The sequence below is a fragment of the Kitasatospora indigofera genome (assembly GCF_014655955.1).
Lineage (GTDB): Bacteria > Actinomycetota > Actinomycetes > Streptomycetales > Streptomycetaceae > Kitasatospora > Kitasatospora indigofera.
The window spans coordinates 40,221-54,379 of record NZ_BNBO01000021.1; the positions used below are offsets into that span (position 1 = coordinate 40,221).

The window sequence follows — 14,159 nt, forward strand, 5'->3', positions numbered from 1 at the left end:
CCGAAGTATTGAATCGATGCTTCAATGCTTCCCATGCCCTACCGACGCACCCCCGCCGTACAGGCCCGCCTGGACGCCCAGCGCGAGGCGGTGCTCCAGGCCGCCGTCGGCCTGCTGGCCGAGCGCGGCTACGGCGGCTGCTCGATGGCCGCCGTCGCCGACCGGGCCGGCATCGCCACCGGCAGCCTCTACCAGCACTTCGCCAACAAGGCGGAGCTGTCGGTGGAGCTGTTCCGGCGGGTGGTCAGCCGGGAGATCGCCGCCGTCACCGAGGCCGTCGCCCGCCACGACGCCCCGCAGGCCAAGGTCGCCGCCGTCGTCGAGACCTTCGCCGTCCGCGCGCTGAAGGCACCGCGCCTCGCGTACGCGCTGCTGGTCGAGCCCGCCGACGCGGTCGTCGACACCGAGCGGCTGGTGTTCCGGCGGGCCTTCCGCGACGTGATAGCGACCCAGATCGCGGCGGCCGTCGCCGCCGGCCGGCTGCCCGAGCAGGACCCGGAGCTCACCGCCGCCGCGCTGGTCGGCGCGGTCGGCGAGGCCCTGGCCGGACCGCTCGCCGCCGGCTCCGCCCCGGACGAGGTCATCCCCGGCCTGGTCTCCTTCACCCTGCGTGCCCTGGGAGGACACGATGCCACCGACGCATGAGGTCACCAACCAGGTGCCGCTGCCCTACGGCCACGACACCGCCGACGACCCGGGCCTGATCGAGGCCCTGCACCGGGCCGGCGCCGGCTGGGCCGAGCCCGAACTGCACCGGCTCGGCGTGCTGGCCGGCTCCGAGCAGGCCGCCGAGTGGGGCCGGCTGGCCAACGAGCACCCGCCGGTGCTGCGCACCCACGACCGCTTCGGCAACCGGATCGACGAGGTCGAGTTCCACCCGCACTGGCACGACCTGATGCGGACCGCCGTCGGCCACGGCCTGCACGCCGCCCCCTGGCGCGACAACCGCCCCGGCGCGCACACCGCCCGGGCCGCCAAGTTCTACGTCTGGAGCCAGGTCGAGGCGGGCCACACCTGCCCGGTCTCCATGACGTACGCGGCCGTGCCGGCCCTGCGGGCCACCCCCGCGCTCGCCGAGTGGCTCGAACCCCTGCTCGCGGCGCCCGAGTACGACTTCGGACTGCGCGAGCCGCACACCAAGCGCGGCCTGATCGCCGGCATGTCGATGACCGAGAAGCAGGGCGGCTCCGACGTCCGCGCCAACACCACCACGGCCGTCCCGCAGCCCGACGGCAGTTACCGGCTGACCGGGCACAAGTGGTTCACCTCGGCGCCGATGTCCGACCTGTTCCTGACCCTCGCCCAGGCCCCCGGCGGCCTGAGCTGCTTCATGCTGCCCCGGGTGCTGCCCGACGGCGGGCGCAACCGGATCCAGCTCCAGCGGCTCAAGGACAAGCTGGGCAACAAGTCGAACGCCTCCGCCGAGATCGAGTACGACGGCGCGGTCGGCCTGCTGGTCGGCGAGGAGGGCCGCGGGGTGCCGACCATCATCGAGATGGTCAACATGACCCGGCTGGACTGCACCCTCGGCGCCGCCGCCGGGATCCGGCTGGGCACCACCCGCGCCCTCCAGCACGCCACCCACCGGCGGGCGTTCGGCGCCGCGCTGGTCGACCAGCCGCTGATGCGCAACGTGCTCGCGGACCTGGTGGTGGAGTCCGAGGCGGCCACCGCCGTCGCCATGCGGCTGGCCGCCGCCACCGACGCGGCGCTGGCCGGCAACGAGAACGAGGCGCTGGTCCGCCGGCTCGGCCTGGCCGTCGCCAAGTACTGGGTCTGCAAGCGTGGTCCGGCGCACGCCGCCGAGGCCCTCGAATGCCTCGGCGGCAACGGCTACGTGGAGGAGTCCGGGATGCCCCGGCTCTACCGGGAGGCGCCGCTGGTCTCGATCTGGGAGGGCTCCGGCAACGTCGCGGCGCTGGACGCACTGCGCGCGATGGCCAAACGCCCGGAGAGCGTCGAGGCCTTCCTCGGCGAACTCGACCTGGCCGCAGGGGCGGACCGCCGCCTGGACACCGCCGTCGCGGGACTGCGCAAGGAGCTCACCGACCCGACCGACCTGGAGTACCGCACCCGCCGGCTGGTCGAGTCGATGGCGCTGGCCCTCCAGGGCTCGCTGCTGGTCCGGTACGGCAGCCCGGCGGTCGCCGACGCGTTCTGCGCCTCCCGGCTCGGCGGGGACCACGGCGGCGCCTTCGGCACCCTGCCGGCCGGCCTGGACACCGCCGCGATCCTGGCCCGGGCGGCCACCCCGGTCCTGCGGTGAGCGCCGCCGAGGTCCGGGCCTTCTGGCAGGGCCTCGGCCTGCCCGGACTGGTCGACGTGCACACCCACTTCATGCCCAAGAACGTCCTGGACAAGGTGTGGGCGTACTTCGACGCGGCCGGCCCGCTGCTGGGCCGGCCCTGGCCGATCACCTACCGCGAGGAGGAGGCCCGCCGGGTCGAGCTGCTGCGGGAGTTCGGCGTCCGGGCGTTCACCGCGATGCTCTACCCGCACAAGCCCGGCATGGCGGCCTGGCTGAACGCCTGGGCGGCCGGCTTCGCCGCCCGCACCCCGGACTGCCTGCACACCGCCACCTTCTACCCCGAGCCCGGGGCCGCCGGGTACGTGGCGCGGGCGCTCGCCGACGGCGCCCGGGTCTTCAAGGCGCACCTCCAGGTCGGCGGGTACGACCCCGCCGACCCGCTGCTGGACGAGGTCTGGGGGCTGCTCGCCGAGAGCGGCACCCCGGTGGTCACCCACTGCGGCTCGGGCCCGGCGCCCGGCAAGCACACCGGCCCGGGGCCGATCGGCGCGGTGCTCGCCCGGCATCCCCGACTGCCGCTGGTGGTGGCGCACATGGGCCTGCCCGAGTACGGGGACTTCCTCGACCTGGCCGAGCGGTACCCGCGGGTCCGGCTGGACACCACGATGGCGTTCACCGCCTTCACCGAGCGGGACAGTCCCTTCCCGCCCGCCGAACTGCCGCGCCTGCGGGCCCTCCAGGGCCGGATCCTGCTCGGCACGGACTTCCCCAACATCCCGTACCCGTACGCCGAGGCGCTGGACGCGCTGGCCGGGCTCGGGCTGGGGGAGGATTGGCTGCGGGCGGTCTGCCACGACAACGCGGCCGCGCTGTTCAACCTCGCTCCCGGCCGGGCCGCCTGACGGTCAGCCGACCCCGGCGAGCGCCTTCAGGGCGTCCCCGTGCAGGCCCGGCGCCGCCGCCAGGAAGCTGTCGGCGGCCGGTGTCCACGGCGCGCCGAGGGCGTCCGTCACCACCGCGCCGGCCTCGGCCGCGATCAGCGCGCCCGGCAGCAGGTTGCCGGCGTCCGGCCCGTACTCCCAGAACAGCCCGAGGTGGCCGGAGCCGACCTGGGCCACCTGGAGGGCGGTCGGGCCGAGGTTCCGTACGGCCAGCACCCGGGCCAGCACGGCCGGCAGCGCGGCGCCCGCCCGGCGCAGCGCCACCGGGTCCTGCGCGGCCAGCGGCGGGTGGCCGAACCCGGCCACCGCGACGGCGAGTTCGCGGTCGACCGGCGCGGCCGGCCGGCCGTCCAGCACCGCACCGCCGCCGAGCACCGCCGCGTACGTGGAGCCGCCCAGCTGCGGCGCGTGCACCACCGCCAGCACCGCCCGGCCGTCCCGGACCAGGGTCGCCGTCACCGCCCAGTGCGGCAGCCCCAGCAGGTACTGGACGGCCCCGTCGGTCGGGTCGCAGACCCACCACTCGCCCTCGGCCGGCACGGTGGCCTCCAGCTCGTCGCCCACCTGGCCGGCCCCCGGGCGCAACCGGCCCAGCCGCAGCCGCAGTTCCTCGCCGGCCGGGCCGTCCAGCGCGGCGAACCGCGCCATCGCCTCCGGCAGCGTCCGGGCCGGCGAGGGCTCGGCGGGGCGGGCGGCCGCCAACCGGGCGCCCACCGCCCGGACAGCGTCCACGACCTCGGGGAGCAACTGCTGGATCTCGTTCATGGCGGCCTCCGTCCGTGCGCCGGGAGCGTCCCGGGTGCAGGACACGTCGTATCGTTGCGTCGGCCGGACCGGACCTCGGAGCGGCCGCGACAGCGGAGATCGGACACCATGGACACCTCGACGGCGGATCCGGCCACGGTGCTGGACACCCTGGACCGCAGGCTGGTCTGCGCCCTCCAGGTCGACGGCCGGGCCGAGAGCGGCCGGCTCGCCGAGGTGCTCGGGGTCTCGGTGCGGACGGTCACCCGCCGGCTGGCCCGGATGCGGCAGGCCGGCCTGCTGACGGTGGTCCGGATGCCCGACGCCGAGTTCGGTGCGGTGGGGGCGCTGCTGCTGCGGGTCCGGGTGCTGCGCGGCAAGGTCGACACCGTCGCGCACGCCCTCGCCGCCCGGCCGGACGTCCCGTTCGTCGACGTGATGCTCGGCGGAGGTGAGGTCAGCGCCGTCGTGCTGGCCGGCGAGGGCGCCCGCGACCGGCTGCTGCACGGCCAACTGCCCGCCACCGGCTCGGTGCTGGAGAGCACCGCGCACGTCGTGCTGCACGCCTTCGCCGACGCCGGCCAGTGGCGGGCCGGGTACCTGGACGCCGCCGAGGCCGCCGCCCTCAGGCCGCCGCCGCCCAGCACCCCGCCGCCGGTCACCGACGCCCTGGACCAGCTCCTGCTCGCCCGGCTGGGCGAGGACGCCCGCCTCCCGCACGCGGCCCTGGCGGCAGCCGTCGGAGCCCCCGAGACCACCGTCCGGCGCCGGCTGCACCGCCTCGCGGCCGGCGGCCTGCTGCGCACCCACGCCACCGTCGACCCGCGGCTGCTCGGGATGGCGGTGGACGCCAACCTCTGGATCGACGTCCCGCCCGGCCGGCTCGCCGAGGTGGGCGAGGCACTGGCCGCGCACCCGCAGGTGCACGGGGTGTTCGCCACCAGCGGCCCGAGCAACCTGCTGGCCACCGTCTTCTGCCCGGACCACGGCGGCCTCTACCGGTTCACCACCGGAACGCTCGGCCCGCTCGGCGTCACCCGCGCCGAGACCGCCGTCGTCGGGCGGGCCGTCAAGCGGGCCGGCGTGCTGCTGTCAGCGCCGGGCGGCCGCCCCCGACCCGCCTGAGCGCGGGGAGGGCACCGTGCCCAGCAGCGTCGGGGCGGGCGCGCCCACCACGGCCGGCGCGATCAGCTCCTCCAGCTCGGCGACCAGCGGGGAGTCGGTGCCGGCCAGCGCCCGCAGCGCCTCCTGCCAGTGCGCCACGGCCTCGGCCCGGCGCCCCCGGGCGTCCAGGATCAGCCCGCTGACGTGCTGGGCGAGGCCCTGCGAGTAGGTGTCGCCGCGCTCGGCGGCCTTGCCCAGCAGCGCCTGGCACTCCCGCTCGGCCTCCTCGTCCCGGCGCAGGCCGTGCAGCGAGCGGACCAGCCCGAGACGGGCCTGCGACTCGTGGTGCCAGTCGTCGTTGCCCGTCAGCAGCCGCATGCAGGTCTCGAAGTGCGGCAGCGCCTGGTCGGGTTCGCCGAGGGTCAGGTGCGCGTAGCCGATGTTGGTGCGCGCCGCCTGCCGGATGATGGAGTCGCCGATCCGCTCGCCCGACTCCAGGCTCAGCCGGTGGAAGTGGATCGCCAGCCGGGGGTCGTCCTGCTCCCGGAGGTTGCCCAGGGTGCTCAGCACGATCGCCTCGTCCCGCTCCACGCCGCGGCGCCGGGCGATCAGCAGGCACTCCTCCAGGACGACGGTGGCCTCGGCGGTCCGGCCGAGGTCCCGCAGCAGCAGCCCCCGGTTGCCGAGCGCCGGCTGCACCCGGTCGTCGTCGCCGAGCGCCCGCCAGACCTCGATCGCCTGGTCGTTCAGGGCCAGCGCGGCCTCGAACTGGCCGGCCATGTAGTGGCCGGCGGCGAGGTCGCTGAACGCCTGCCCCTGCGCCGCCGGGTCGGCGGCGGCCCGGGCGGTGGCCAGCGCGACCTCGCTGAGGACCCGCAGGGCCTCGACCCGCCCACGGCGCTGCAGGTACGGCGAGAGCGACCGGGCCAGCGCCAGCACCGCCTCCCGGTGGGCCGGCAGACCGGCGAAGTTCACCGCCAGCGCGGCCATGTTCGACAGCTCGCGGTCGCACCAGGCGAAGGCCGCGGCGGAGTCGGCGAACGGCTGCGCCGAGCCGACCGGGTCGGGCAGCCGGCGGTCGCGCTCCCCGCCGGGCGGCAGGATCGCCAGCACCGACTCCCGGGCGGCGGCCGCGTACCAGCGCAGGGCCCGGTCGGCGGCCGCCTCCCGGGCGGCCAGCGGGTCGAGGCGTCCGGCGAGTTCGCGGGCGAAGTCGCGGACCAGGTCGTGCGGCGCGTAGCTGCCGAAGTCGGTCTCCTCCAGCAGGGCGACGTCCACCAGCCGCTCCAGCGCGGCGGCCGCGCGGGGCTCCTCGTCGTCCATCAGCCGGGCGAGCAGCGGCGCGCCGTACTCGGCGAGGTCCAGGGCGCCGATCCGGCGCAGCGCGAGGGCGGCGTCGCGGTCGTCCTCACGCTCCGAGGTGAGCAGCGCGTCGTGGGCCACGGCCAGCGAGCGGCGCACGCTGAGGTCGTCGTACTCCAGCTGGTCGAGCCGGCGCTCCTCGTCGGTGAGCAGCTCCACCAGGGCCTCGGCGGTCAGTGCCCGCCGTACGGCCAGGCGGGCCGCCACGACCCGTAGGGCGAGCGGCAGCTGGCCGCAGAGTTCGACCAGCCGGCGGACCGCCGGGCAGTCGTGCTCCGCCGGATCGCGCCCGGAGGCGCTGGTGATCAGCGCGGTGCTCTCGTCGGCGGTGAGCGGGGCGAGCGGGATGTGGGTGGCGCCGTCCAGGGCGGCCAGCGGGGGCCGGCTGGTGACCAGCACGGCGCAGCCCGGGCCGGCCGGCAGCAGCGGGCGGACCTGGGCGGCCGAGGCGGCGTCGTCGAGCACGATCAGGGTGCGGGTGGCGTCCAGGGTGGAGCGCAGCAGGGCGGCCGCGGTGTCGGCGTCGCCGGGGATCAGCCGGGGTTCCACGCCCAGTCCGCGCAGCAGCACGCCGAGGGCCTGCAGCGGTTCGAGCGGGGCCACGCCCTGGGTCGCGCCGTGCAGGTTGAGGAAGAGCTGCCCGTCGGGGAAGTGCTCGCGCAGGGACCGGGAGACCTGCAGCGCCAGCCCGGTCTTGCCGACCCCGGCCATGCCGCTGACGACCGCCACCGCGGGCTGCCCGTCGTCGGCGGTGAGGGCCGCGTGCACGGCCCGGAGCTGCTCCGAGCGCCCGACGAAGTGGGCCGGCGGGACCGGGAGTTGGGCGGGCCTCGGCCGGGCGGCGGCGGGCGCCGGCTGCTCGGCCGGGCCCGGCTGGGTGGTGAGGATCTCCTGGTAGGCCTCGCGGACGGCGCGGCCCGGTTCGACCCCCAGCTCGTCGACCAGGGCCCGGCGCAGGGCGTGGAAGGCGGCGATCGCGTCGGCCTGCCGGTTCGTCCGGTGCAGCGCGAGCATCAACTGCCGGTGGAAGGCCTCCCGGTAGGGGTGCTCGCGGGTCAGCGAGCCGAGCTCGGCGGTCAGGAACTCGTGCTGCCCGAGCTGCAGTGCCGCGTCGTAGCGCCACTCCAGCAGCTGCAGGTGCTGGTCCGTCAGCCGGTCGACCAGCGGGTGCTGGGCGAAGGCCGGCACGTCCGCGAGCGGCCGTCCGCGCCAGAGTTCGAGGGCCGCGGCGCTCTCCCGCTCCACGCCGGTCCAGTCCTGGCGCTGGTGGGCGCTGCGGGCGGCGGCCAGCCGGGCGGCGAACAGCTCGGTGTCCAGCTCGCCCGGCTCGACGTGCAGCAGGAAGCCCTGGGGGACGGCCCGCAGGCGCGAGTCGCCGTCGGTGGCGAGCGCGCGGCGCAGCCGGGCCACGTGGTTGTGCAGCGAGGCGGTCGCGGTGGCGGGCGGGTGCTCGCCCCAGAGCGCTTCCTTGAGGGTGTCGAGCGGGACCTGCCGGCCGGGGCGCAGCAGCAGGGCGGTCAGCAGCGTCCTGCTCTTGAGGGCGCCGACCGGGCGCCCGGTACCTGCATCGCTGTGCACGGTCAGCGGACCGAGCAGACCAAAACGCATGTCACAAGTCTCCCGTGATGGACCCGGCCGCCCCCATCGACTCTGCGCCGTCGGTCCTGTTGGTGACATGTTAGTGGTCCGTTGGCGGGACCCCGCAGGATCGGTGACTGATGACCCGTCCTGCGCGGGGCGGTCCGGCCACGGGGGTGTCGGACGGCTCCGCCGGCGACGCGGCGGCCGAGCCGCTGCCGGGCGGCCCGTTCGTGGACGCCCGGCCGATCCGCCCGCGGCGCCGGCCGGGCCGGAGCGGCCGGCGGATGCTGCCGGCCGGGACGGGCGGACCGGGCCGTCAGGCGCCGGTGGTGGAGCCGGGGCGGATCACCATCAGGACGACCACCACGGCCCAGAGCAGGTTGAAGACGCCGGCCGTCATGGGCAGCAGCCGCAGGCCCTGCACGGCCTTCGCGTGTTCGGGGGCCTGCGGGTCGGCGAGTTCCAGCGCGTCCACGGCGGCCTGCTGGGCGGGCAGGACGAAGAGCAGCAGCGAGAGCGCGGCCAGTGCGGTCAGCACCATCGAGACGATCAGCCAGGACTGGCCCAGCACGTCCATCACCTGGGCGGTGCCGATGCCCAGCACGGGCACCGCGAGGCCCAGCCCCGCGTAGACCTGGGTGATCCGGTGCAGCAGCCGGACGGAACCGGCCTCCGGGGCCCCGTCGGTGCCGCCGGCGAGCGCGGCCCTGGCCCGGGCCGGGAACATGCTGACCGCCACCGCGACCGGACCGATGAACAGCACCGACACGAGGACGTGCAGGCTGAGGAGGAACTTGGCCATGGCGGGGCGGCCCTTTCGCGCTGGGGTGGGGCGGTGCGGCGGGGCGTCCACCGAGCGAAGCCCCGAGCACGCTAGCACCGGCCGGCCGGGGCGCCTCAGGCCGGGGCACCTCAGGCCGGGGCACCTTCGGCCGGGCCGCCGGTCCGGCCGCGGGATCTGCGGGGCCCCGCGGGCCGGCCGTCCGCGGGACTCGTGGGCCACATCCGTCCGGCCGCCCACGCCGGGGCACCGCGGCCGGGCACCGGAGCCCCGGTGGCGAACGGGCCCGGTGCTCCGCGAGGCCCGGTGGCACGGGGCTGCGCAACCGGGCTCGGGAGCAGTCGAAGTGACGTGCCGTCGGGGAGGGGCGGTGGACCGCCGGGCCTTGTGGCGGGGCGAGGCTTGTATGAAGATCGTGTCGGTTCACCGTCATGATCCATCCTGATCCGGGTCCACCGGAGCACGCACCACCACGGGGGTACAGATGACCACATACGCAGACCGGCCGGGCGACGGCCGGGCGGACGGCGGCGCGGAGCGCAGGCCCGGCCGCCGCGCCCTGCTCGCCGGGCTCACCGGGGCGGGCGCCCTCGCGGGCAGCGTCGTCCTCGGGGGCGGCAGCGCCTCGGCGGCGACCACGGGCGTGGACGCCTACGTGGTCGACGTCGTCGCCAAGGGGGCCGACCCGACGGGCCAGACGCCCAGCGACACCGCGTTCCGGGCCGCGGCGGCGGAGCTGCTCGGCTCCTTCCAGCCGGGCCCGATCTCGGGCGCCGTCCCGAAGAAGGTGCTGCTCGTCCCGCCGGGCAACTACCTGCTCACGCAGCCGGACTCGCTGCTGCCGGGCGAGGACGGCGTCGGCCACGGCGGCATCGTCGACGGCATCTCGATCACCGGCTACGGCAAGCGGCTCTCCCGGATCACGTACGCGCCGACGGCCCGGAACACCACGCTGTGGACCAACCGGCAGCGGTACAAGAACATCCGGATCAGCGGCCTGACCTTCGACAGCCAGGACGCCACCTCGACCTTCAACTACGCGTACTCCTCGGACGCCGGCGGCGTGCAGGACACCTGGTACACGGACGTCGAGTGGCGCGGCACCTGGAAGGTCGGCATCGGCCTCGACGGGCCCGCCACCACCTCGGACCTCAACAGCGAGATGGGCTGGGACCACTGCCAGATCGGCGGCTCCTACGCGGACGCCTTCCTGGTGATCGGCATGACGCCGGCGGAGCCGCAGCAGGACCAGTTCCTGAACTACTGGTTCCGGGACTGCAAGGTCGAGTTCAAGTCCGGCTCGTTCGTGCGCAACGAGCGCGGCGGCTCGATGAACTTCGTCGGCGGCTCGTACATCCTCACCGACGCGGCCTCCACCGGGACCTTCTTCCAGCTCGGTTCGGCCGCGAGCGGCCGCGCCGACTCGACCATGCGCCTCTACGCGCAGGGCATCCGCTTCGAGCTGCGCGGCGCGGGCCACAAGGTCATCGACTCGGGCTGGTACAAGGGCTCCATCACCTTCGTGTCCTGCGACGACACCGCGCTCTCCTTCCAGGCCTGGGGGGCGAACGCCGTCACCCACCAGTACCGCTTCGACGCCGTCAACCCCTCGCGCGGGCCGATGGTGCGTTACCAGGACTGCGCGCTGATGGGCTCCCACCAGGTGACGGCCGCCACCGCCACCACGGCGGGCAAGCTGCTCTACGACGGTTGCCGCTTCAGCAGCGTGACGGCGGGGACCGGCGCCACCGGCTTCCTCCGCTGGCCGGGCACCGCGCCCTGGTACGAGTTCCGCGACTGCCTGACCAAGAGCGGCAGGCTGGCCGACGCCAAGGCGTCCTGACGGGCGCCGACGTGATGCGCTGACACCCGGACGACGGCCGTGCCTGCCCACCCGGGCGGGCACGGCCGTCGCGGTCGTCGGGGGCCCCGCCGCCGGCGGCGGGCGGCGGCGGACGGCTCAGGGGACGAGGGTCGCCAGGGTCGCCAGCCGGGGTGCCCGGGTGCTCACGGCGCAGGCCGTCGCACCGGTGCCGCCGCCGTCCCCGGCCTGCCCGCCGTCCTGCCAGTCCAGCAGGTACAGGTCCGTGAACCGGCTGTGCAGCGGGAGCTCGCCCGGGGTGTCCAGCGGCAGGGCGGAGAGGTCGAGCCCGCCGAGGGTGTCCAGGGTGGTCCGGCCGATCTTGACCATGGCCTCCTTGCGGACCCACTGCCGCAGGAACGCCCGGCCGGGCTCCGGGTGCGCCTGGACGAGCCGCATCTCGGCCTCGGTGAGCACTCGTTCGAAGACCTCGACCGGCGTCCCCGTCCTGGTCGGCAGCTCCACGTCGACGCCGACGGGGTGGTGGCCGGCGGCCGCGGCGACCACGCCGCGGGTGTGCGAGAGGCTGACGTGGAGGTCCGGGTGGCCGGGCAGGTAGGGCTTCCCGTGGGTGGGATCGCCGCAGTCGGGGCACTGCTGGGCCAGCGTCAGACCGCTCGCGTCCACGCCCAGTACCCGCGCCGCGCAGATCCGGACGAGGACGTGCGCGGCGACGTAGTCGAGCCGGCCGGAGGCCTGGTGGAACCGGGCGGCGCGCTGCTGCTCGGCGGGGCCGAGCAGGTGCTCGCCCGCCTCGGGGTGCCGCATGACCTCGGTGCTCGCCGCGACCGCCACCAGGGGGCCCGCCGGTTCGTACGAAGCGTTGTCCATCGTTGTCGCCCTCTCCGATCGCCGTGCCCAACCTATGAGCCGGAAGCCTGATCGGACAACCCGCCGACGGGAGACCAACCGTATGATCCCGGGGCAAAAGGGACGGCGTGGTGACCATGAACCGGACGGCCCGCGGGCTTGGATGGGACACATCATCAGATGAGTGACGGGTGATGGGGGGTAACCCGCTCCGACGTGCGTAAGGGGCAGTCAATGAATCTTGGTGTCGGCACCACGGGGCCGGTCGAACCGCCCCCTCCGGCGACCGGTCCGCCGCCCGCCCGCAACCGCCGGGTGCTCAGGGCCGCCCTCGTCGCCGGGCTGACGCTGGCTCCGCTGACCGCCCTGCTGAGCATCGGCAGCGCCGCCCCCCTGGCCCCGCCGCTCGGCCCCTGCAGCGGGCCGGACTGCCCGGCCGGCTACCTCCCGCCGAACAACGGCGACTTCCTCGGCCGGGACGCCACCATCAACATCTTCACCGGCGGCTACTTCCGGGCGTCCCAGCGCGCGGCCGAGGCCGAGGGCAAGATCGTCGCGCTCGGCAACTTCACCGTCGACAAGGACGGCGGCGGCATCTTCAACGCGGGCGTCGTCGGCGTCGGCTCGCGGGTGCCCCCGCCGGACGGGACCGACCACGTCACGGTCGGCGGCAACGTCGACATCAAGACCGGCAACACGCTCTTCCTCGGGGGGTCGCAGGCCGACGGCACCGTCGCCTTCGGCAACCTCCGGTACGCCGGCACCCTGACCGGGAACACCAACATCGCGCCGACCGGCCAGGCGATCCAGGACACCCACGCCACCGACCAGTACCAGTCCGTCCGGACCCAGATCGAGAACGCCTCGACCTGCACGGGCCAGGCGACCGCGACCGGCACGGTCGTCCTCACCGGTTTCAGCGCCACCTTCACCGGCGACGGCACCAGCGCGCGGCAGGTCTTCAACGTCACCGGGAACCTGACCGGCTCGACCGGCGGCCCGATCGGCCTGGAATTCGCCGGCATCCCGGCGGGCGCCACCGTGATCGTCAACATGCTGTCCGCCAATCCGGTGATCAACACGTACACGGGCACCGGCATCCCCGGGGACCCGACCACCGACCTGCGGCCCAGGCTGCTGTGGAACTTCCCGACCGCCACGACCGCGCTGCTGACCGGCCAGGCCCAGTTCCAGGGTTCGATCATGGCCGGCAACCCGGCCGGCACCACCACGATCGAGCAGCCGGGCCTCGACGGCCGGGTCTACCTGGCCGGCAACCTGGAGCAGCGCGGTGTGGGCGGGTACGAGTTGCACGCCTACCCCTTCGACGGGGACCTCCCGGAGTGCACCTCGCCGTCGCCGAGTCCGAGCCCGTCGCCGTCGCCGAGCCCCAGCCCGAGCCCGAGTCCGAGCCCGTCGCCTTCGCCGAGCCCGAGCCCGAGTCCGAGCCCGTCGCCGTCGCCGTCGCCGAGCCCGAGCCCGTCGCCGTCGCCGTCGCCGAGCCCGAGTCCGAGCCCGTCGCCGTCCCCGACGCACTCGTACAGTCCGAAGCCGAGCCCCACGCACTCGTACAGCCCGAAGCCTTCGCCGAGTCCGAGTCCGACCGTGAGTCCGAAGCCGTCTCCGACGCACTCGTACAGTCCGAAGCCTTCGCCGAGTCCGAGTCCGTCCGTGAGTCCGAAGCCGTCCCCGACGCACTCGTACAGTCCGAAGCCTTCGCCGAGTCCGAGTCCGTCCGTGAGTCCGAAGCCGTCTCCGACGCACTCGTACAGCCCGAAGCCGAGCCCGACCCACTCCTACAGCCCCAAGCCTTCGCCCTCGCACAGTGCGAGCCCCAGCCCCAGCCCCAGCCCGAGCCCGAGCCACAGCCCGAGCGTCGTGCCTTCGCCGAGTACTCCCGGCGGCCCGCCGACCCACGGGCACGGTGGCGGATCCCCGAGCGGTCCGTCGCTGCCGTCCACGGGCAGCAGCGTCAGCCCCGTTCTGATGGGGTTCGCCAGTGCGGTCCTGCTGGCGGGTGGTGGTCTGGTCGTGATGGTGGTCCGTCGTCGCGGACGCCACAGCTGACCTGCCCCCGGCAGGCCTCCCGCTGAACCGACGGTGCCCCGGTGTCCTCGGACACCGGGGCACCGTCGTTGCCTCGAAAAAAAAGCGCTCAGGTCCGGGGCGGCCGGGGGTCGGCCGACGGCTCCGGGCCGCGGTCAGCGTTCGGCGAAGAACCGCTCGACCGAGCCGCGCCCGGCGGTGAAGGAGTCGAGCGGCTCGCCGACGATCCGGCCGGCGAGATCGGTGGCGAGGGCGCCGACGTTCTCCCGGAGCACCGCGGCGGCGAGCACCTGGTCCGCGGCGAAGCGGGCGCGGGCGGTGCGGACGAGTTCCTCGCGTTCGCGCTGGCCCTCCTCGCGGGCGGCCGCGACCAGGGCGGCGCCCTCCTCGGCCGCGGCCTGGCGGATCCGGGCCGCCTCGTGGTGGGCCGCCGCGAGTTCCTGCCGGTAGGCGGCGAGCGTGCGGAGGGCTTCGGCCTGCGCCTCCTCGGCCCGTTCGGCCCCGCCCTCGATGGCGTCCCGCCGTGCGGCGAGGGTGCGTTCGAGGCCCGGCAGGACGATCCGGCCGAGGATGCCGAAGATCAGGAAGAAGCAGAGCAGTCCGACGAGGAGTTGGGCGGGGTCAGGCTCCAGAGGTCCCATACGGACCATCGTACGAAATGACGATCCGTCACATAAGGGG

General features: G+C 75.2%; 11 protein-coding genes. 6 read left to right on the forward strand and 5 right to left on the reverse strand.

Going from position 1 to position 14,159, the window contains the following annotated elements; translation table 11 throughout:
* Positions 1-33: 33 nt before the first annotated feature.
* Genes IE329_RS19250 through IE329_RS19260 form a run of 3 tightly spaced genes read left to right on the forward strand, consistent with a single transcriptional unit; the run spans position 34 to position 3,150 of the window.
* Positions 34-645 (forward strand): TetR/AcrR family transcriptional regulator, encoded by a 612-nt coding sequence (locus IE329_RS19250; RefSeq protein WP_190212165.1) that lies wholly within the window; start codon positions 34-36, stop codon positions 643-645.
* On the forward strand, positions 629-2,266 hold the full coding sequence (locus tag IE329_RS19255; RefSeq protein WP_190212166.1) for an acyl-CoA dehydrogenase family protein: 1,638 nt from the start codon (positions 629-631) through the stop codon (positions 2,264-2,266). Before IE329_RS19250 ends, IE329_RS19255 begins: the two co-directional genes overlap by 17 nt.
* Positions 2,263-3,150, forward strand: coding sequence for an amidohydrolase family protein (locus tag IE329_RS19260; RefSeq protein WP_229927585.1), 888 nt, complete (start codon positions 2,263-2,265; stop codon positions 3,148-3,150). The genes IE329_RS19255 and IE329_RS19260 overlap by 4 nt, the downstream gene beginning before the upstream one ends.
* Positions 3,151-3,153: 3 nt before the next feature.
* Here IE329_RS19260 and IE329_RS19265 read toward each other — a convergent pair whose 3' ends face one another.
* Entirely contained in the window at positions 3,154-3,954 is an 801-nt protein-coding gene (locus tag IE329_RS19265; RefSeq protein ID WP_190212167.1) for an inositol monophosphatase family protein, read from the reverse strand.
* 108 nt (positions 3,955-4,062) lie between these two features.
* On the opposite strand from IE329_RS19265, the gene IE329_RS19270 reads away from it, so the two are divergent.
* Positions 4,063-5,058, forward strand: a complete 996-nt coding sequence (locus IE329_RS19270) for an Lrp/AsnC family transcriptional regulator (protein ID WP_190212168.1) — start codon at positions 4,063-4,065, stop codon at positions 5,056-5,058.
* Here the strand turns inward: IE329_RS19270 and IE329_RS19275 are convergent.
* The gene (locus IE329_RS19275; RefSeq protein WP_190212169.1) at positions 5,026-8,007 is read right to left on the reverse strand and encodes an AfsR/SARP family transcriptional regulator; all 2,982 of its coding nucleotides are present in this window, start codon (positions 8,005-8,007) and stop codon (positions 5,026-5,028) included. The genes IE329_RS19270 and IE329_RS19275 overlap by 33 nt on opposite strands.
* Before the next feature lie 289 nt (positions 8,008-8,296).
* Complete coding sequence (locus tag IE329_RS19280; RefSeq protein WP_190212170.1) at positions 8,297-8,782, reverse strand: hypothetical protein; 486 nt, start codon at positions 8,780-8,782, stop codon at positions 8,297-8,299.
* 463 nt (positions 8,783-9,245) lie between these two features.
* On the opposite strand from IE329_RS19280, the gene IE329_RS19285 reads away from it, so the two are divergent.
* Positions 9,246-10,604, forward strand: coding sequence for a hypothetical protein (locus IE329_RS19285; protein ID WP_229927586.1), 1,359 nt, complete (start codon positions 9,246-9,248; stop codon positions 10,602-10,604).
* Positions 10,605-10,721: 117 nt separating this feature from the next.
* On the opposite strand, the gene IE329_RS19290 is transcribed toward IE329_RS19285, so the two are convergent.
* The gene (locus tag IE329_RS19290; protein WP_190212171.1) at positions 10,722-11,453 is read right to left on the reverse strand and encodes a 4'-phosphopantetheinyl transferase family protein; all 732 of its coding nucleotides are present in this window, start codon (positions 11,451-11,453) and stop codon (positions 10,722-10,724) included.
* 213 nt (positions 11,454-11,666) lie between these two features.
* Between IE329_RS19290 and IE329_RS19295 the strand changes: the two genes are divergently transcribed.
* Positions 11,667-13,499, forward strand: coding sequence for a choice-of-anchor A family protein (locus tag IE329_RS19295; RefSeq protein ID WP_190212172.1), 1,833 nt, complete (start codon positions 11,667-11,669; stop codon positions 13,497-13,499).
* Between the two features lie 134 nt (positions 13,500-13,633).
* Here the strand turns inward: IE329_RS19295 and IE329_RS19300 are convergent, their stop codons facing one another.
* On the reverse strand, positions 13,634-14,119 hold the full coding sequence (locus IE329_RS19300) for a F0F1 ATP synthase subunit B family protein (protein WP_190212173.1): 486 nt from the start codon (positions 14,117-14,119) through the stop codon (positions 13,634-13,636).
* Between the last annotated feature and the right edge of the window lie 40 nt (positions 14,120-14,159).

Coding starts and splice junctions, on each gene's coding strand:
- IE329_RS19250 (WP_190212165.1), top strand. CDS start 34: ATGCCCTACCGACGCACCCCCGCCGTACAGGCCCGCCTGGACGCCCAG.
- IE329_RS19255 (WP_190212166.1), top strand. CDS start 629: ATGCCACCGACGCATGAGGTCACCAACCAGGTGCCGCTGCCCTACGGC.
- IE329_RS19265 (WP_190212167.1), bottom strand. CDS start 3,954: ATGAACGAGATCCAGCAGTTGCTCCCCGAGGTCGTGGACGCTGTCCGG.
- IE329_RS19270 (WP_190212168.1), top strand. CDS start 4,063: ATGGACACCTCGACGGCGGATCCGGCCACGGTGCTGGACACCCTGGAC.
- IE329_RS19275 (WP_190212169.1), bottom strand. CDS start 8,007: ATGCGTTTTGGTCTGCTCGGTCCGCTGACCGTGCACAGCGATGCAGGT.
- IE329_RS19280 (WP_190212170.1), bottom strand. CDS start 8,782: ATGGCCAAGTTCCTCCTCAGCCTGCACGTCCTCGTGTCGGTGCTGTTC.
- IE329_RS19285 (WP_229927586.1), top strand. CDS start 9,246: ATGACCACATACGCAGACCGGCCGGGCGACGGCCGGGCGGACGGCGGC.
- IE329_RS19290 (WP_190212171.1), bottom strand. CDS start 11,453: ATGGACAACGCTTCGTACGAACCGGCGGGCCCCCTGGTGGCGGTCGCG.
- IE329_RS19295 (WP_190212172.1), top strand. CDS start 11,667: ATGAATCTTGGTGTCGGCACCACGGGGCCGGTCGAACCGCCCCCTCCG.
- IE329_RS19300 (WP_190212173.1), bottom strand. CDS start 14,119: ATGGGACCTCTGGAGCCTGACCCCGCCCAACTCCTCGTCGGACTGCTC.